The sequence below is a fragment of the Lysinibacillus sp. KU-BSD001 genome (genome assembly GCF_042920265.1).
Taxonomy (GTDB): Bacteria; Bacillota; Bacilli; order Bacillales_A; family Planococcaceae; genus Lysinibacillus_B.
The window spans coordinates 88,874-107,811 of the sequence record NZ_JBDQZI010000004.1; the positions used below are offsets into that span (position 1 = coordinate 88,874).

The window sequence follows — 18,938 nt, forward strand, 5'->3', positions numbered from 1 at the left end:
AGTTTGAAATTTTTTTAATTAGAACTAAAAAATAACAAATAGTGGGGTGTTTTGATGCAAATAAAAAAAGACCGCCGTGCACAGCAGTCTCGTCGTTTAATCAAGCAAACGTATATTTCGCTCATAAGGGAGAAAGGCACTGTCGTGATACCTATTACGGAAATTGTGGCACGCTGTAATATTAATCGTTCTACGTTTTACATGCATTTTCAAACGAAGGAGGATTTACAAAACCAAATTACATCAGAGTTTATCGAGGATCTGTGCGCACTTATCCAGCAATATGCACGTTCATCTCCCAAATCTTTTTTTGACCATCATGTACAACTAACCATCTTTAAATATGTCGATCAGCATTCTTATTACTTCCATACATTACTAACCTACACGGATTCTTTTTTGAAGAAGCTTTCTCATGCACTGTATAACGTATTTTTACTTTCGGTACGAAATCAGATTGCGTCACCTCAAATTGTTGCCACTTATTATGCATCCGTTATTACAGGGATGATCTATCATTGGAGTATTGAAACCAACTACGAATACAACGCTCAGTATATGGCTCAAGAAACGACAAAGCTTTTTGAATCGAATATGCTTTGTCAGGAGCTAAGCAAGTAAAAAGATAGAATGATGTCGAACCTTAAGTTAAATACCATCAAAAGGGACGGAAGTGTTGGATATACGACATTTCTGTGTATTTTGTGGATTGAAAACAAAATATCCACTCTTTTATAATGGGGCTTAATAAATACGGTGAAAGGAGATTTTTCGTATTGTAAGCGCTTCAATTATTAATAAGGGAGATGATGAGGATTGGATAAATTCGTAAACAAGAACGAAAGTGAAAAGATCACAAAAAAACAGTGGGTTCAATTTTTGGCTTTAGTATTTGGGGCATTTGTAGCGATTGAAGCAATGGCATTTCAGGCACCTGCTATTCCTGTTATTTCGCAGCACTTTGAACTACCAACATATTTAGCCGGTTTAATCTTACTAACTTTTTATATTGCTTCTGCAACACTATATCCAATTGTAGGACGTTTAGCAGATCAGTATGGACGCAAAAAGATGTTGGTCATCGGTATGATTATTTTCACTGTTTCTGAAGTAGCCGCTGCCATTGCTACGGATTTCACGATTTTCCTCATCGCTCGGGTATTCCAGGGGGTGGCAGTTGGCTTTATATTACCGGTAGCCATTGCTTATATCGGTGTTATTTTTCCGCCTGAAAAGCGTGGGATGGCCTCAGGTATTTTTTCATCCGTGCAAGCGGTTGCGGCAATGTCAGGGGCTGCCATTGCAGGTTACTTGATTTTACAATACGGCTGGCCGATCATTTATTGGGTAAGTGCTGCCTTAGCTTTTCTTGGCTTAGTCGTTGTCCTTTTATTCGTAGAGGAGTCGAAGGGAGAAAAGCAATCATCCTTTGACTTTATCGGTATGCTCCTGATCTTTGTGACATCAACAACGTTACTATCCGTTTCAACAATCGGGAAAATGTTCGGCTTCTTTTCGCCTTATACAATTATGACCGTCATTGTAGGAATCGTAGCAGTTGCTCTATTATGGATTTATGAGAATCGTATGAAAAACCCGTTAGTCGAGTTATCCTTATTGAAAATTAGATTATTTAGTATGGCCGTCGGGATTAACTTGCTTATCGTAGCAACCTTTATGCTATTTATCTATTGCATGAATTTCTTCACAGCATCACGACCAGGCGGGGATACATCCCAGACCGGATTATTTTACATGTTTCTATACGGGGCATCATCTATCGGGGGCTTATTCGTAGGTCGCTTAGCAGATAAATTCAGTGGTCGATCCATTCTTATTAGTATTTTCTTTATCCCTATTGTTATTATGTTTATATTTACGATGATTAGTGCCACAACTTCCTTTAATATTATTGCTGCGTTAGCGGTGTGTCTTGGTTTTGTGTCGGGGGCTAATACCCCTATCTTAATGAAATTTGCCTTAAACCAAGTACCAAAGGAAAAGTTAGCGGCAGGAGCAGGCTTATTCTCCTTTATCCGTGATTTTGGCACACCATTAGGGTCCGTATCAGGCATTGTGCTCTTCTCAACTTTTAAAGATTCTGCATTCAAAGAGTCTTTACTAGCTTCTGCAAGTAAAGCGGGAATTTCAAGCGAGCATTCAGCAGCATTACTAGCAGCTGGTCAAACTGGTACAGTAGAAAACAGCGCCTTAGCCGAACAGCTCTCTACATCAGGGGTATCATTTGAATCCATCTATTCGGTAGCGCATGTAACGAGTCTTACATCGACTGTTCATACGATCGCTTATATTGCGATGGCACTATTCGCTATCATTCTCTTTTTATGCTTCTTAATTCCAAAGGAGAAAAAAGCACCTGCCCCAGCTGTTGCACCAAATATGCAAATAGCTGAAGAAACCTTGTCATAACCTCTCGTACTTAACAAACTAGACGGCCCTAAAAGTCAGTCACTATCGACTTTTAGGGCTGCTCGATTGTTGCACTAAAAGGATACGGTATTTTCCAACCATACATAAAAAGCCGGCTAAATCATTTATTTAACCAGCTTCCGCTCATTCTACTATACCATTTTGTAATAAATACAGTTTATGATACAGCCCTTTTTGCGCGAGCAACTCCTGATGTGTGCCGCGCTCGATAATTTCCCCTTGATGTAACACTAAAATTTGCTCTGCCTCTTGAATCGTTGATAAACGATGCGCAATCGCAATGGTTGTGCGCCCTTTACGCATTTTATCGAGTGACGCCTGAATCGCTACTTCTGTTTCTGTATCAATTGATGCTGTCGCTTCATCCAACACAAGAATTTTTGGATTTGTGGCGATCGTTCGTGCAAAAGCTATTAATTGACGCTCCCCACTTGAATACGTGGAACCACGCTCTGTGACATGCTCGTTTAACTTCTCTGGCAACTCCTCAATAAAATCCTCTTGCACAAATTTCGCTGCCTTTTCTACTTCCGCATCAGACATATCGCCATACAAGCGGATATTACTCCCAACTGTCCCGTAAAATAAAAACGGATCTTGCAGCACGAGACCAAGCTTGTGACGTATTTCCTGCTGACTATATTGTTTAATCGACACCCCATCAATAAAAATGTTCCCCTGCTCAAATTCATAAAAGCGCATCAATAAATTGATAATCGAGCTTTTCCCCGAGCCCGTATGTCCTACAAGTGCGACTGTTTCACCAGGACATACTGTAAACGAAATATTTTTTAGTACATCTGTCTTGCCATCATAACTAAACGTAACATTACAAAACTCAATCCGACCATCCGTAATTTCCGCTTCAACCGGATATTGCTTCGGCTCCTCGTCTGTTTCATCTAATATTTCAAATACACGCTTTGCTGCTACAACCGCTTGCTGGAAGATGGCAAGTTGCTCCATCATCTGATTAATGGGCTCAAAGAAGCGGCTAATATATGTAACAAACACATACACTACGCCCACTTCCACAGCTGTATGAAATGAAGCCATGCCAAAATACATAAGTAACACGATAATCGCCGCAAAGTAGACAAGGTCGATAATTGGACGAAGCAATAGGCTATTCAACTTTGTATTCCGCATCATCGCATCATAGTGCGCTTCATTAATCGTATCAAACTCCTCGTGTAAACGCCCCTCTTGACGAAATGTCTGCACAATGCTCATCCCTGATAATGACTCAGATAATTTCGCATTGAGCTCACTTAGCTTTTCACGCATTGCCATATACACAACGGCGCTTAACTTCCGATAGACATAAATAATGTACACAATGATTGGTAAAACCATCAGCACATATAACGCAAGTACAGGATTTAATAAAAACATCGCTACGTATACACCAACAATTAAAAAAGCGGCTTGAATGACGCTGATTAACACATTCACAAATAAATCTTTAATTGCTTCTGTATCATTTGTTGCGCGCGAAACGATTGCTCCTGCTGGCACTTTGTCAAAATACCGCATCCCGAGTCGGTGTATTTTACTAAATACATCGATTCTTAGTTGCTGAACGACCTTTAAGGCAATGACTTGAAATTTATAGTGTTGATAATAGCGGAATATAACATTTAATACCTCGATCCCAATAAAAGCGCTCGCTAATAAAATAAGCGGTCCCGTTTCAAAATAACGAGGTATAATATGATGATCGATAAATATTTTAATTAAATATGGTGTAATAACTTCCCCAGTGACCGACAGTACTAACACAACAAGCGCAAACGTAAGCGCCTTTTTATGTGGGTGTAAGTATGTAAAGAGACGCTTTAAAATCACGGTTTGCTCCTTGCGACTAATCGTCTGCTTACTCATGCTGACCCACCTCGTTCCACTAATTGCTCTAGTTGTTGCAGCTCATACATTTCATAATACCGCCCCTTTAATGCCATCAGCTCATCATGTGTCCCTTTTTCTATAACCGTTCCACTTTCCATAAACAAAATGAGCTGTGCATGCGAAATAGCACTTAAACGATGCGAAGTAATAATTGTTGTTGCATTAGTGCGTTCCTCTTTTAATGACTGAAGAATAGCTTCCTCTGTTTTCGCATCAACAGCTGATAAGGAGTCATCTAAAATTAGCAAGTTTGGTTGCATCAGTAACGCACGTGCGATGGAAATCCGTTGCTTTTGTCCACCAGAAAGCGCTACTCCACGCTCGCCTACAACAGTGTCATACCCTTTAGAGAAGCGCAAAATGTCTTCATGAATATGCGCTAACTTAGCTGCTTGCTCTACTTGTTTATATGATGCCTGTTCATTCGAAAACGCGATATTGTGAAATACACTTGTAGAGAAGAGAAAATGATCTTGCGGCACATAGCCAATCGCTTCTCGAAGTCTTTCTTTCTTGTAATTTTCGATCGCTATACCGCCGTACGTAATTTCACCTTCATATTGGTCAAATTGTCGGAGAAGTAACTTTAAAATAGTAGTTTTTCCTGCCCCTGTTTTACCGACAATGCCTAATGTTTCACCTTCTTTTAGCTCAAAGAAAATATTCTTTACTGTTGGATGAGCGTCTCCTGGAAATGTAAATGAACGAACGTTAAAGGTGATTGCACCACTTGGCACCTGATTGATCGCACCATCCATATCCTCCATCTCTACTGGAACATGAAGTAATGATTCAATGCGGTCATAGGATGCACTTCCGCGTTCTACAATATTAAAGAGCATCCCAACAGCTAACATCGGCCAAATGAGGAGACCTAAATACGTCGTGAATGCCACTAAATCACCGACCGTCATTGCTTCTTCTACGATAAACTTAGCTCCAAACGCTATACTTAAAAAATAACTAATCGCTACAACTAAACTAATCGTTGGGTCGAATAAAGCATCGATTTTCGCAACGCGCACATTTTTCTCTACAACCTCACTGGATAATCGACGGAAATCTTCAATATCTGCCGATTGATAACCAAAGGATTTAATGACCTTCACACCAGATATGGACTCCTGTGTTTTATCATTTAAGTCGGAAAATGCTTGTTGTGCAGTACGGAATCGTTGGTGCAATAGCTTGCCATAATAACTTGTAGATAAAGCCATTAACGGCATCGGTAGGAGGGCAATTACTGTAAGGCGCCAATCAATCGTAAATGCCATCGCTAAAATGACAAAGCCACCTGTTGTCACAGAGTCAAAAAGTGTTAACACCCCACCACCAGCCGTTTGTTGTACAGCCGCAATATCATTTGTCGCATGTGCCATTAAATCGCCGATCCGACGTTGTTGATAAAATGACGGGCTCATTTTTGTCAAATGACGAAATAACTTTTCCCGCAACGCTTTTGCTAAATAATTAGAAGAACCAAAAATCTTCTTCCGCCAGTAGTATCTTAAAATATACATCGTAATCGCCACACTAACAATGATAGTAAGCCATTTGAATAGGGATGTGGCAGTCAATGTCCCTGCCCCTATTTCATCCAACGTCATACCAATTACTTTTGGCGGGATGAGTTGTAATAATGCCACTAGCACAAGCATTGAGATACCTAGTATATATTCTTGCTTTCGCTCCTTAAAAAACCACCCTAGCTTGATAAATATTTTCATGAAATCCCTCCATCAGATTCGTTTATTTTACCAAATTTTCAGAAAAATTAGAATGGTTTTTAGCGGAGTGTTTCGATTATTGAAATAAAAAATCTCGTTGATTTTGCATTTAACCTAGAAGAACTGAAAACAAAATATTGTTTAGATAATGGTCGCAATACGATTCCACTAATTCGTATGTTTAAATATTTACTACTAAAAGCTCTTTTTAACATGTCAGATAGTGATATTGTCGAACGTTCAAAAAACTTGGGAAAAAGGCGCTATAACATTGAAGCGAAGCATAGTAAAATGAAAAATCCGCATGGGTACACAATACGGCCAAATCTCTAAGTTTATTTAGCATGGAAATAAAAGAGGCAATGGGTTACGACCATATTTGCCGTCCATCTGAAGCGAATTCTAAAGCTTTTAAATGAAAAAGAGTAAGAAATAGATAAGGAAATAAGGCCCTTTCCGTTCACTTGGACAGAAAGGGCCTTATTTTTATTTGAAAAACCAATCCGTCATTAAAAAACTTAAGTTTTTCAGTACCTACTAGTAAACACTCAGAGGGAATCGAATTATGTTGTCACTTTAAATACAGTTTTAATTTTTTGGATGACGCCGCCTGTTGAGTATGTTAATACGCTTCGTTTATAGAATGATAGACTGAGGAAGTAAACAGCAGCCACTGTCAACCCTAATATGGCCAATGAAATAATTGGTTCCATCATGCCCATATCGGTCCCACCAATGCGCATTGGCATCACCATTCCTGCTGTAAACGGAATATACGAGAATACTTTAATGAGCATTGTATCAGGATTATTCATACCCGCGATCATGACATAGAACGCAAGGATAATGACAATCATCGCTGGCATCATCACTTGATTCCCTTCTTCTACTTTGGAAACAAGTGAACCGAATAATGCCCCAATAATTAAATACAGTAAAATAGTTAACACTAAGAAGAGGATAACAAAAATATAATAAGAAACTGATAGTTCACCTAGAAAACTTGTCACCATATCCCATTTTGCACCATCATCTGTGAAGCGTAATAAACCGAATAATACTGCCAAAATAATAGTAAATTGTGTCACCGCGATTAAGAACACACCAAATACTTTCGAGCGGAAATGTGTCTCGGGCTTGACGCTGACAAGTAACATTTCAAGTGCGCGGGAGCCTTTCTCACTTGCTACATCTGTCGTAATAATGGATAAGAATGAAATGACTATGATATAAATGATAATACCTGCTGCATAGGAACCGAGCATTCCTGCCATCTTTTCTTCTGTCGATTTACCTTCATTCTCTACTACATTCACGGTTGTCATACCAATCAGTGGTGTTGTATCAAGAAGAAGCGCCGCCTGTTCGTCCGTTAAATTTAACTGACCAATCGAAAATAGCTGCGCGGCTGTTTCAATACTATCTGTTAACTGCTGCTGCATGGAAAACGTTAATGGGTCATACGAATAAATTTGTGCAGCCAATTTGCCTTCTGTTTCTGACAGCTCAATTGCCGCTACATACTCCCCGTCCTCAAGTGATTGATCAATCGCTTGCATATGCGAAATCGTTTCATACACGATATCACTTGAATCATTAAAATGATCGGTTACATTTGATTCGATATGATTATACAATGCGACAATATCCGCTGGGCGATCTTCGTCGGTAAATAAGCCTTTAATATCTTGCCAAAACGTCACACCAACAATGATTAATAAGTAAAAGGCCGTCGAAAATATAAATGTTTTTGACTTAATTTTTTGCTTATAAAGCTGCTTCAGTAATACGCTAAATTTAGACATGTGTGCCACCTACTTGATCTTTAAAGATTTCATCGAGTGATAAATAATCGAGACTAAATTTTTCAATATATTGACCGTTTGAAACGACCTTAAATATCTCTTCGGCAAATCGCTCGTCTTCTAATGTAAGCACATATTCATCCTTTACATATTGACATTCTTTCACACCTGGCAACGTCATATCACGGAGAGACAAATCCGTTCGAATCGTCAATTTTGTTTTCCCGTATTGTTTCTTTAAATCGAGTAATGAACCTGAGAATAAGGATATCCCGCGCTTTAATAAACATAAATAATCACAAAGTTCTTCAACATTATCCATCTGATGACTGGAAAATAAAATCGTCATCCCTTGATCACGCAGATGTAGAATAGCGTTTTTGAGCAAATCTTTGTTGACCGGGTCCAGTCCGCTAAATGGCTCATCTAAAATGAGAAATTTCGGCTTATGGATAAAGCTAGCAATGAGTTGCACCTTTTGCTGATTCCCTTTGGATAATGTTTCTGCCTTATCTTTCCTCTTTTCCTCTAGCTCAAAGCGCTCAATCCAAAAATCAATTTCACGCTTTAGCTCGTCGCGTTTCATCCCCCGTAGCTCGCCAAAAAAGTACAATTGTTCTTCCACCTTCATTTGTGGAAAAATTCCTCGTTCTTCTGGTAAGTACCCTAAAATATCACGATTCACTTTATTAATCGGGGTACCTTCCCACGTAATTTTCCCTTCCGTCGTTTCCTGTAAATCTAAAATCATTCGGAACGTTGTCGTCTTGCCTGCGCCGTTTTGTCCGATAAGCCCAAAAATTTCACCCTTGTCGATTGTAAAATTCAAATCTTGCACAGCGGTAAAATCTTTGTACCGTTTCGTCACATGTTCAAGTTTTAAACCCATGCCCATACTCCCTTCTCTTTCTACCTACAATCTATATACGGATAAGATTTTCATAAAGTTTCAAAAATTGGTTTATCTTTAAAAATCAAGATGAACATTTTAAAGATTATGTATGAAATACAAAAAAGACGGTGCAAGCTTCCGTCACACCATCCCTATTTCGCAAAGTTATGCTTTCATTTTTTAGCCCATCTATTACTCTTCCTCACCTAACAACACACATAATCCACAAAAATCCATCAGTGTTAAGTTGCCTTGTGCATGTTTTTCTCGCCACACTGGTAAGAAGCTACCCCTTTCTACTCCTTTTTGTAGTAAATGCGCCACTTTCGTGTTGTTATAAAACATCGCCTCTACACGATTGTGCAATGCCGGACTAGAGAACATTTGAATAGCAGGCCGTACATATTCGGCTAGTGTGGACGCAATTGAATGGCAGATTGCTTCAAAGTGTTTTTCGTATAAGGCAACATCTACCGTAGAATTGACAAAACAAATTTCAAGTAATACCGCTTGTTTTTTTGTATTATTTAAAAAAGCTAAGTCTAATCGTTTTTTCGCACCGCGGTTTACAAAACTAGCTGCTGTAGCAATTGCTTTACTTAAATTGGTCGCCAGTGGCTTAACTGCTTCCTCTTGATACAGTACTTCTGTTCCAATAGCGCGTGTTTCAATTCCTTTAATCGCATTAAAATGGACGCTCACATCGATTTGTCGGTCTGTTTTATTGTGCGAGTTCACTAAAAACTGGACGTTTTCACGCTGATTTTTAGATTGATTATCAACGATTTTATGGACCTTAATCCCTCGATGTTCAAGTAATTTCACAACCCGATCAACCACTTTTCTTGCTTCTGTCACCTCATCAATTAAACCAACCGCTCCTGACCCTACTTTCCAATGGCCTGGACTAATCGTAATCATTGCATTCCCTCCTTTACTTACTACTATCGAAATTTCTATCAATAATCGGGACAAAAAAACGCCTCCTGACTTGTTCAAGAGACGCCAATCTTAATTCTTTACTGGTAATGAGCAAAAATACATCCTCAAAATACTATTAGAGTAATAAAAGATATTAAGCTAAAGTGGTATCATAGCCTCCGCGCTTTGCCACAGCCTACACAGGAGCTAAAACAGGCACGGCCTGTTTGGATCTCCTGTGTAGGCTCCTGTGGCTATGGCGCGCTACGACAAAAAAGTGAATACTTCTCGATATTCTAGAAAAAACACTTATCTTCTCTATAAGGAATCACTTTCTTTCTATTTGTACGTATAATCGCCTAACTTCTACTATAATCAATGAGAATATTTCATTATTTTTTAGCAACTCATTTTTTATTGAACACTAGTTGCTTGTAGCGGAGGCACAAGACTCCTACGGGAAAAGCGAGACAATCAAGACCCCGCAGGAGCGAAGGATGAGCGACGAGGAGGCTTGATCTCGCCCGTGGAAAGCGAGTGCCGGAGCGGAAAGCAACGGTTACAGAAATGGTAATATATGTTTTGATATTTGTTCATTATGAGTTCTTTACTTTCAACTTAGATAATTGTTCAGTTGCAAATTGTTGTATTTTTGTAAAATCAGTTTCAAGTGCTGTATACGAAATCGGTTTACTAATAAAGTATCCTTGAATTTTATCGCAGTCGCTATGTAATAAATAGTCTAGTTGCTCCACCGTTTCAATTCCTTCTGCAACGACCTTTAAATTTAAATGCTTTGCCATCGATAAGATCATTTTCACTAATGCTTCATCGTTTGGATTTTCTAAAATATTCCCTATGAAACTACGATCGATTTTTAAGCAATCAATTGGGAAATCTTTTAAATAAGACAAAGATGAATAGCCTGTCCCAAAATCATCGACAGCAATGGCAACACCTAGTTCTTTCAGCTCTTTTAGTACAGGAATAATTTGCTTTGTATTCATCGTCATACTTTCAGTAATTTCTAGTTGAAGATATTGTGGCTTCAATTTTGTTTGTTGTAATGTTTGCCTTACAAAATTAACAAAATCCTCTTGATACAGTTGCCCCATCGATAAGTTAACCGCTACTTTCATCGGCTGCTTATATTTTTGCTGCCAAGCTACTGTTTCACGACAAGCTCGCTCCAGCACCCATTGACCAATAGGAACAATTAAACCACTCTCTTCAGCGATTGGAATAAACGCAAATGGTGAAATTAATCCTCTCTTTGGATGGCGCCAACGAATAAGTGCTTCTGCCGAGCGAATTTCCCCTGTACGTAAATTTAATTGTGGCTGATATTCTAAAAACAGCTCCTCGCGTACAATTGCATTTTTTAAATCATTTTCTAGAACAATGCGTTCCGACTGTGCTTTTTGCATATCTTCCGTATAAAAAGCTACATGTTCTAGACTTTTTTTCGCTTCATGTGTGGCAAACTTCGCAAATTGCAGTAAATCTTCTTCATGGATCGTATCTGTTGGATACAGTGAAATCCCAATATCAATATTACTATTTAAAGCAAAATGGTCGATAGCAAGCGGTTCTTCCATCATTTCTTTTAGTTGCTGTAAAAGGTTGTAAATTTTTTTAGCATCATCATGTTTTTCTATAAAAATAGCGAATCGATCTTCTGCCAGCTTGCACAATACATAATTTGCAGGTAAAAACTTTTGTAATCGCTCTGTAATCATAACGAGCATCTTATCGGTATATTTCGTACCGAGCGAATTTTTGATACTGTAATATCTTCCTATTCCAAAAACAACAAGCGCTTTATGAGACTCCTCTCGCTTTAAATTCTTTGATAAATATTCCATTAAATACCGTTCGTTTGGTAGTGTTGTTATTTCATCGTAATACGCTAGCTGTTTAATCTTCTGCTCTGACTGTTCTAACGATGTATTTGCTTCTATTAATTTATTAAATGGTTGTTCAACCGTTAAATAATAAATCGCTTTAAACAAGAGCAAATACGCTAAAAGTTGGAAAATATGTCCTGTAAAATTATAAATATCATATACATCCTTATAAGAGACGAACATAATATCGCTACATAATAAATAAAGCGATGCAGCAATCATTAGTATTGCTCGACGCGGCATCACTTTTATGCGTTTTACTAATAAAATAATTAAAGCAATTTGTAAAACTAAAGCGGTCATTTGCAAATTATTTTTTAATGGGGTTGTCCCATTTTCATCAACAAGTACTGGTAAAAGTTGAGTTGGCATATACACCATAGCAATTACGCCTAAACTGAAGAGAATACTGAGCGCATACGATTGTAATCGGCTACTACTTGAAACCTCTTTTTCTTCTAATAAAAAGACGATCAATAACCCTAATGGAAACATTATACGGGGAATAACGTAAAACCATGTAGCTAAATATGGACCACTTTCTTGAATAAAGTAGGGCATTCCTTTATATGCGATTGCGTGATTCACTTCTAATATCCCCGTCATTAAAAATAATGCACCCATATAAATGGTGCGGTTTTTCGGATTATATTTAGAAATTAACCAAATTTGTACAGCAATAGATAAAGAGAAAAAACAAATAAATATTTCAATGATTAGGTGAATTGTCACATAATTACGTTCACCAAAAATGCCATACAGCGGTTCTCGAAAGATAATTGCTACCCCTGCTATAACATATGTAAGTAAAACATATAAAAACAATGACTTCTGTTCATGCACTATTTGTTTATATGTTTTCAAGGATGTATCCCTCTCTTCGGCAAAATATTTTCTATTTTTTGTATGTATTGTATATTTTCTATACTAACATAAATAATATACATTTAAATATATCGTTTAAGAATTGTTTAAGAATATTTAACAATTCCTTTCTATTTATCTATAGTTAGGCTACAATCGATATGATATCAATATAGTAAGAGGTTATTATGGCAAAAAATAAATTAGTAGGTTTTACCCTTGTGATTTTAGGGGCCTTTTTCTGGGGAATTGGGGGAACCATGTCACAGCAATTATTCCAAAAGTTTGAAGTCGGGGTCGGTTGGCTCGTGACGATCAGATTATTAATCGGAGGCATTTTACTGTTGCTCACACAAAGCATATTTAAAGACCGCAAACAAGTCTTTCGTGTTTGGCAAACTGATGCCCTTCGTCTTATCATTTTCGGGCTTGTCGGTATGCTAGCAGTTCAATATACATATTTAGCAAGTATTAATTATGGAAATGCGGCTGTTGCCACTTTATTGCAATATTTAGCACCCGTGATGATTATCGTATGGTTAGTGCTAACAAAGAAATCCAAGTTCAGTAGGAAAGATTTTGTTACAGTAACACTTGCATTATCAGGTTGCTTCTTTTTACTAACAAACGGTTCTGTTTCTGCATTCGCTGTTCCGATGCCTGCTATTGTATGGGGGCTTTTAGCCGGCGTTACACTCGCTTTTTATACGTTGTATGCGATTCCCCTGTTAAAGAAATACGATTCGCTTGTAATTGTTGGCTGGGCAATGGTAATCGGGGCTGTCGCCATTAACCTAGTGTATCCTGTTTGGGATGTAAATGTATCCACTTGGACAGGCGAGACAATTTTTTATTTAATTATTGTCGTTATTTTTGGTACAATGCTTGCATTTTGGTTTTATATTGAAAGCTTGCAAACACTAACAGCGAAGGAAACGAGTTTACTTGGCAACATCGAGCCATTAACAGCTGTACTCGCAACTGTATTATGGCTTGGGGAACCATTCGGCACATTCCAATGGCTCGGTACAGGATTAATTATTTTAATGATGATTTATTTAGCGGTGCGAAAGTGAGGTACGTAAAATTTTCTGCCGCGTCTCTCAAAATAAAAAAAGTAGGGTGTCCTAAAAAGTAAACACTTTCAGAACACCCCTTTTCTACCTTATTCCTTCTTGCCAGCAATTGATAAATACGCAACAAATACAAGCATGAGCATGATGCCGACAACTTGCCACATCTGCATGACTGAACCGAGCCAAAGTACTGAAATAATCGTTGCAGTTACCGGCTCAAAGCTTGATAACACACTCGTTTCGACTGCCGTAATATATTTCATACTGCTTAAAAATAACACGAATGCAACGGTGCCAAAAATCACAAGCCCTGCAATCATCCACATCACTGTTGAATTAGCGAGTAACCCCCACTCATCTGTCGCCCAAATTCTCCCTATTATAGATAGCTCCATTCCGCTCAGTACAAATCCCCACGCCACAACGACTAATACTCCCCACTCTTTCATCAGACGTGCTGGGTATAATGTATAAAATGCGTAAGTCAAGCCTACTGCAACACCCCATATAAGTGCTGTTTCACTCACCATTAATGAACTGAGTGAGCCATTCGTCAGCAGCAAAAAGAGGCCACATAATGTACCGATAATGCCGATCACTTGTGCTTTTGGTGGCCATTTTTTATGCGTAATCGACACATAGAGTATAATAAAAATAGGCGCTAAAAACTGTAATAATGTAGCCACAATTGCATTGCTTTCTTCAATCGTTTTTACAAATGTAAACTGTAGCCCTAGCATGCCGACCATACTAAAAATAAATAACTGGTTACGCCATGTTGCTTGTCTCCAAATAGCAAAGACATTTGTACCCTTTACATGTAAAAAGGCTAATAACAGTGTACCTGCAATAATTAAACGAACAGCAAGCATAAACGAAGGGGTTATTTCTGTTGTAGATAACAACCATTCCATGATCGGACCTGTTGCTCCCCAGGATATCGATCCTATAATAATCATTAAAATTCCTTTTATTCGGTCCATAAAAACACCTCAATATCTCGAACCATTACTCAAATTTCTATACTCGACATAGTCTAGCATCTATTTCGGATAAAATATAGCACCTTTTTGATATAATAGAACATAACCGATGTGCGTTAACTAAAAAATTAAAGTGAGGTGAATATATGTATAGAACGATCGAAGAACGACTACAAGCACTTGAAAAACAAATTGCACGTCAAGATTTTCAAATTCAACTTTTACAAAACTTAGCAGCTAACCATCAAAAATATGCCATATACCAATATGTCATTTCAACGAATATGGACGAACATACCTTTTACTTACTCCAACAATTAACAAAAGATTACGAGGAAAAACTGAACCTTGGAGAGTCCTTTACATTACATGAATTTATCACTGCTGTTAAAAAGGTCTTATTACGAGAAGGGATTTATTTAACAAACGTTGAACTATCCGATTTTGTACCGAAATGGCTAGGAGGTACACTTGGCAGTATCGGCTTTTCTCTACCGCTCCATGATTATTTTTATGAGAAAGAATGATCCATCTGCATAAAATTACTAACAGAAAAATGCAATTCGAATCGAAGTCGAATTGCATTTTTTATCCTTTCAGAAATGCTACAGATAGTTCATAATCTTAACACGCCATTAATAAACATACGTTTCTAAAAAGCTTACGATTTCTTCAATCGTTCCATCAATTTCTTCTTCAAATACATCATTTTTAGTAAAAAAGCTATGAACAAGTCCAGATGCAATAGACTGTTGGACTACTACACCCGATTGCGCTAATTTTTTACCATAAAGCAATCCTTCATCACGTAATACATCGTTTTCTGCCACTAACAGAAATGTTGGGGGTAAGCCTGCTAACTGTCCATGAAGCGGTGCGATCAGCGGATTTTTAGCATCTGCTTCTGTTCGAATATAATAATGACCAAACCATTTCATTACATCACGGTCCAATCCAAACCCTGTTGCATAGGCTTCATATGAGTCACTTTTATAAGACAAATCCGTCACGGGATACAGTAAAATTTGTGCATCAATGTTTAGATGTTGTTCTTTCGCTAATAGTGCTACACACGTAGCTAAATTGCCTCCCGCGCTATCTCCTGCTACTGTAATAACACCATTTCCATGTAGTTGTGCTACCTCACTTTTTACCCACGTGAACGCATCATATGCATCATGTAGCGGAATCGGAAATTTAAACTCAGGAGCTAGGCGATACTCCACAGATACAACAACGGACTTTGTCTTCTCTGCAAGTAATGTACAGCTTGCATGACATGTACTTAAGTCGTTTAGTACCCAACCGCCACCGTGATAATAAATCATAATCGGGAAAGGTCCATCCCCTTTTGGTGTATAAATACGGATTGGAATGCTTGCACCGTCTCTTGCTGTCATTGTTCGATTGTCAATCGTCGCTACCGTACCTGTTTTCACAGTAGCTGGTGGCAATGCTGCTCGCAATGCTCTCGCTCTTTGCGGCGTCATTGTCGTTAATGAAGGCAATCGATTAAAATTTATTAAGTACTTTTTTACTTTTTCTTTTACATATGTCATCCATGTCACAACCTTTACTCATTTATAATACCTTTAATTCCGATAAACTTAATACACTTTATGATATAGCAATACGCTCTTGAATGCAAATAAAAAATCCTCCGTCTAACTGGAGGACAATGAAAAAATCTATTAAATAACAGTAGCGAGTATGTGAACGAATTTTTGTACACGTACTCGCTTTTTGTTTGAGGACACTGATTTCCATTCCTGTGGACGCTTTTCCCGAGCATGACCTCAACTAATTTTTTGTAACTTCACTATTTGAAATAGCCTAATTTTTTTCAGGATGATTTACTTTCTTCATATTACACTAATAAAATATCTTCCTCGTGATGCTTGGATTTCAAAGAAATATGGCTCATTTCTTTTTAATCCTTCTAATTTCACACTTTTGCCAGCCGGCACTTGAACTGGACCAAACAGTATATGACCATTTTTATCCTTCACTCGTAATAAAATATCACTTTCATTACTAATACCATTAACTAGTTCCTTATCCCAAAAAACACTATCAAACATAAAGGAATCTTCGTCGCCCAATTCCCCAAACTTTAAAGTTTCCCATTGTTCCGTGTCATCCATCACCTTTGCAAAAGCTCTTTCTTTTGGAAAGAATATTTGGTTAACAGCACCAACTTCTTGAATGACGAAGCCCCCTATAACGGTCATGATAAAGGTAAGCGCAATGGCTACAAATACTTGAATACGTCGATTTTTAATAATCTGTTTAAAAGGGGCTTTAGCCACGATGACTTCTTCTGACACCAGTTGAATCGTATTCGTTGGCTGCTCCATCATTTTTAAATAGCGCCCACATTGTTCACAATGCGCTACATGTTCTTCCACAACTATACGTGTCTCTTCACTGCAAAGATCATCTACATAAGATGGCAATAAATCTTTTACAATATTACAGTTCATAATCATCACCTTGTACCCTTTCTGCTAATTTTAATTTGGCCCGGTAATACGTTACTCTTGCCCAGTTCTCACTTTTATAGAATATTTCTCCAATTTCTTTAAAGCTCAGATTAATAGAAGCTCTTAGTAAAAAAATTTCACGATAAGGCTCATGTAACAAATGGATTTCTTTATGTAAGGAAATAAGATTATCTCTCCTAGCGAGCTCAACATCCGGTAAATCAACCGTAGACATTATATCCTCTCCCATTTGCATCATATTTTCTATACTCGTGGCTTGATAGCGGCTTTCCTTTTTTAAGTAGTTATAGTACGTATGCTTTGCAATTTGACATAACCAAACAGACATTTTACATTCCCCGTTATAACGATGAATCGATTTTACTGCCTGATAAAAGGTCTCTTGGGTCAATTCCTCGGCCAAATCTACATTATAAGTTAAACAAATAAGAAAACGCTTTACTTCATTTGCATAGGATTTATACACTTCACTTAAATCCTCCACCTTTCCCCTCCTCTCACCAAATTTAAACTGGGATACTTATATATAGATTTCAAACAGCATTCGTTACAAAAATTTCAATTTTTTATAAAAAAATATTATCATACAAAAAATAGGAGCTATCCTAATGATGGGATAGCTCCATTTTATCTATTACATACGCTTTAATTTCTCATATTCTAATTGCAGTTTCTCAATGCGTTTACGTCCTTCTTCGCGGTTGCGCATTGTTTCTGCTTGAATTTGTTTTGTTTCTTGAATACCTTGCATAATTGTTTGCCATGTTGTTTCAATCGTTTCCACAGAAATGCTTGGTGCACCTGATTGACGGGCAATATTTACGGAGTTTTGACGGATATTTTCGGCATTACGAATGAGCATTTCATTCGTACGCTTGTCTAACTCTGCCATCGAATCGGATACAAGTTTTTGGCGTTGCAATGTCACCGCATGAATCAACCCTTGTTTAAAAATTGGGATCGTCGTGACAAAGGCTGAGTTAATTTTAGCGATTAAGTTGTTATTACCCTGTTGCATCAAGCGGATTTGTGGTGCAGATTGGAAACTAACTTGCTGTGCCATTTCTAAATCATACTTTCGTTGCTCTAACAGTTCCATATTCCGACGAACTGTATCAACCTCCATTAATGCTTCTTGATCGCCCGCATTGCCTCTCGCTTCAATCGTTGGTAAATATACCTGTAATTGCTCTAGTTTCACATCAATTGCTGCTACATGCTCGCTTAATGAATGGAAATAATTTAAGTTTTCATCATACATTTGCTCTAATTCAATCGTATTGCGCTTCATTTCGATTTCATACTTTTGAATTTCCGTATGAACAGCGTCGACTTCTTTACTCATACTATCGTATTTCGCTAAAATACGTTCTAATTGTTCTTTACTACGATTAAATAAACGTTTTAAAAAGCCGCCCTTTTTTTCCTCTTCCATAAACTCTTTTGGATCAAAGCGGTCCATAATTTTATTCAAGTTATTTAACAGCGTACTTGATTTTTCAAGATTACTTGTCTTAATCGTCGCTAACATACGATCAGAAAATGTAGAAATCCCTTTTGCTGTTTCTTTCCCAAACTCTAGTACAGCAATTTGATTATTTACATCAATTTTGTCAGCTAGCTGTAAAACACGGGGCTCCGTTTTTAGTTTGATTTGTCGTTGTCGAATTTGTGATAATTCCTCATTGGATACTAATTGTGTTGGCGTAACTTCCATTACTTCCTGTTTTGGTTGTTCTGGTGTTGCCGTTCTTGCATCCAAATCGTCAAATAGTGGATTTTTCATTTCAGTCATTACAATTCCTCCGTTCTACAGTTAAAGGCTTACCCTTACTTTACCATACGAACTTCTACTCAAAAAGTTTCAATATTTCATACATTCAATTTACAGACAAAAGAA

15 protein-coding genes and 1 pseudogene are annotated in these 18,938 nt (G+C 37.7%); 5 read left to right on the plus strand and 11 right to left on the minus strand.

The genetic code is table 11. From position 1 onward, the window contains the following. Positions 1-54 precede the first annotated feature (54 nt). Together AAGS61_RS07585 and AAGS61_RS07590 are read left to right on the plus strand one after the other, a co-directional pair. Positions 55-621, plus strand: a complete 567-nt coding sequence (locus tag AAGS61_RS07585; RefSeq protein WP_391369618.1) for a TetR/AcrR family transcriptional regulator — start codon at positions 55-57, stop codon at positions 619-621. A gap of 258 nt (positions 622-879) precedes the next feature. Next, positions 880-2,430, plus strand: a complete 1,551-nt coding sequence (locus AAGS61_RS07590) for an MFS transporter (protein WP_391369621.1) — start codon at positions 880-882, stop codon at positions 2,428-2,430. Between the two features lie 144 nt (positions 2,431-2,574). Here the strand turns inward: AAGS61_RS07590 and AAGS61_RS07595 are convergent, their stop codons facing one another. After that, positions 2,575-4,335 (minus strand): ABC transporter ATP-binding protein, encoded by a 1,761-nt coding sequence (locus AAGS61_RS07595; RefSeq protein WP_391369624.1) that lies wholly within the window; start codon positions 4,333-4,335, stop codon positions 2,575-2,577. Beyond that, positions 4,332-6,086, minus strand: a complete 1,755-nt coding sequence (locus AAGS61_RS07600; RefSeq protein WP_391369627.1) for an ABC transporter transmembrane domain-containing protein — start codon at positions 6,084-6,086, stop codon at positions 4,332-4,334. The genes AAGS61_RS07595 and AAGS61_RS07600 overlap by 4 nt, the downstream gene beginning before the upstream one ends. Before the next feature lie 81 nt (positions 6,087-6,167). Between AAGS61_RS07600 and AAGS61_RS07605 the strand changes: the two are divergent. Beyond that, positions 6,168-6,332 (plus strand): annotated as a pseudogene (locus AAGS61_RS07605) (transposase); the annotation flags it as partial. Between the two features lie 317 nt (positions 6,333-6,649). On the opposite strand, the gene AAGS61_RS07610 reads toward AAGS61_RS07605, so the two are convergent. The 4 genes from AAGS61_RS07610 to AAGS61_RS07625 all read right to left on the minus strand — a co-directional run bounded on the left by AAGS61_RS07610 (position 6,650) and on the right by AAGS61_RS07625 (position 12,475). Beyond that, positions 6,650-7,891 (minus strand): ABC transporter permease, encoded by a 1,242-nt coding sequence (locus AAGS61_RS07610; protein ID WP_391369630.1) that lies wholly within the window; start codon positions 7,889-7,891, stop codon positions 6,650-6,652. Further along, entirely contained in the window at positions 7,884-8,780 is an 897-nt protein-coding gene (locus tag AAGS61_RS07615; RefSeq protein WP_391369632.1) for an ABC transporter ATP-binding protein, read from the minus strand. Before AAGS61_RS07615 ends, AAGS61_RS07610 begins: the two co-directional genes overlap by 8 nt. A 195-nt stretch (positions 8,781-8,975) precedes the next feature. Continuing rightward, positions 8,976-9,704, minus strand: a complete 729-nt coding sequence (locus AAGS61_RS07620; protein ID WP_391369635.1) for an N-acetylmuramoyl-L-alanine amidase — start codon at positions 9,702-9,704, stop codon at positions 8,976-8,978. A gap of 596 nt (positions 9,705-10,300) precedes the next feature. Next, the gene (locus AAGS61_RS07625) at positions 10,301-12,475 is read right to left on the minus strand and encodes a bifunctional diguanylate cyclase/phosphodiesterase (protein ID WP_391369637.1); all 2,175 of its coding nucleotides are present in this window, start codon (positions 12,473-12,475) and stop codon (positions 10,301-10,303) included. Between the two features lie 188 nt (positions 12,476-12,663). Between AAGS61_RS07625 and AAGS61_RS07630 the strand changes: the two genes are divergently transcribed. After that, positions 12,664-13,551 carry an EamA family transporter gene (locus AAGS61_RS07630; protein WP_391369640.1) on the plus strand — a complete coding sequence of 296 codons (888 nt, stop codon included), beginning with the start codon at positions 12,664-12,666 and terminating at the stop codon, positions 13,549-13,551. Positions 13,552-13,640: 89 nt separating this feature from the next. Here AAGS61_RS07630 and AAGS61_RS07635 read toward each other — a convergent pair whose 3' ends face one another. Then, the gene (locus tag AAGS61_RS07635) at positions 13,641-14,534 is read right to left on the minus strand and encodes a DMT family transporter (protein WP_391369642.1); all 894 of its coding nucleotides are present in this window, start codon (positions 14,532-14,534) and stop codon (positions 13,641-13,643) included. Between the two features lie 146 nt (positions 14,535-14,680). Between AAGS61_RS07635 and AAGS61_RS07640 the strand changes: the two genes are divergently transcribed. Further along, complete coding sequence (locus AAGS61_RS07640) at positions 14,681-15,061, plus strand: hypothetical protein (protein WP_391369644.1); 381 nt, start codon at positions 14,681-14,683, stop codon at positions 15,059-15,061. A 108-nt stretch (positions 15,062-15,169) separates the two neighbouring features. Here AAGS61_RS07640 and AAGS61_RS07645 read toward each other — a convergent pair whose 3' ends face one another. The 4 genes from AAGS61_RS07645 to AAGS61_RS07660 form a co-directional block, all read right to left on the minus strand. After that, entirely contained in the window at positions 15,170-16,093 is a 924-nt protein-coding gene (locus tag AAGS61_RS07645) for an alpha/beta hydrolase (protein ID WP_391370346.1), read from the minus strand. A gap of 303 nt (positions 16,094-16,396) precedes the next feature. Beyond that, the gene (locus tag AAGS61_RS07650; protein WP_391369647.1) at positions 16,397-17,017 is read right to left on the minus strand and encodes a zf-HC2 domain-containing protein; all 621 of its coding nucleotides are present in this window, start codon (positions 17,015-17,017) and stop codon (positions 16,397-16,399) included. Further along, a complete protein-coding gene (locus AAGS61_RS07655; protein WP_391369649.1) occupies positions 17,007-17,522 on the minus strand; it encodes an RNA polymerase sigma factor in 516 nt (171 codons plus the stop codon). Before AAGS61_RS07655 ends, AAGS61_RS07650 begins: the two co-directional genes overlap by 11 nt. Before the next feature lie 150 nt (positions 17,523-17,672). Beyond that, on the minus strand, positions 17,673-18,833 hold the full coding sequence (locus AAGS61_RS07660) for a toxic anion resistance protein (RefSeq protein WP_391369652.1): 1,161 nt from the start codon (positions 18,831-18,833) through the stop codon (positions 17,673-17,675). Positions 18,834-18,938 lie beyond the last annotated feature (105 nt).

Excerpts from the sequence above, each read along its gene's own strand:
- AAGS61_RS07585 (WP_391369618.1), top strand. The coding sequence starts at position 55 with ATGCAAATAAAAAAAGACCGCCGTGCACAGCAGTCTCGTCGTTTAATC.
- AAGS61_RS07595 (WP_391369624.1), bottom strand. The coding sequence starts at position 4,335 with ATGAGTAAGCAGACGATTAGTCGCAAGGAGCAAACCGTGATTTTAAAG.
- AAGS61_RS07600 (WP_391369627.1), bottom strand. The coding sequence starts at position 6,086 with ATGAAAATATTTATCAAGCTAGGGTGGTTTTTTAAGGAGCGAAAGCAA.
- AAGS61_RS07610 (WP_391369630.1), bottom strand. The coding sequence starts at position 7,891 with ATGTCTAAATTTAGCGTATTACTGAAGCAGCTTTATAAGCAAAAAATT.
- AAGS61_RS07615 (WP_391369632.1), bottom strand. The coding sequence starts at position 8,780 with ATGGGTTTAAAACTTGAACATGTGACGAAACGGTACAAAGATTTTACC.
- AAGS61_RS07620 (WP_391369635.1), bottom strand. The coding sequence starts at position 9,704 with ATGATTACGATTAGTCCAGGCCATTGGAAAGTAGGGTCAGGAGCGGTT.
- AAGS61_RS07630 (WP_391369640.1), top strand. The coding sequence starts at position 12,664 with ATGGCAAAAAATAAATTAGTAGGTTTTACCCTTGTGATTTTAGGGGCC.
- AAGS61_RS07635 (WP_391369642.1), bottom strand. The coding sequence starts at position 14,534 with ATGGACCGAATAAAAGGAATTTTAATGATTATTATAGGATCGATATCC.
- AAGS61_RS07640 (WP_391369644.1), top strand. The coding sequence starts at position 14,681 with ATGTATAGAACGATCGAAGAACGACTACAAGCACTTGAAAAACAAATT.
- AAGS61_RS07645 (WP_391370346.1), bottom strand. The coding sequence starts at position 16,093 with ATGACATATGTAAAAGAAAAAGTAAAAAAGTACTTAATAAATTTTAAT.
- AAGS61_RS07650 (WP_391369647.1), bottom strand. The coding sequence starts at position 17,017 with ATGAACTGTAATATTGTAAAAGATTTATTGCCATCTTATGTAGATGAT.
- AAGS61_RS07660 (WP_391369652.1), bottom strand. The coding sequence starts at position 18,833 with ATGACTGAAATGAAAAATCCACTATTTGACGATTTGGATGCAAGAACG.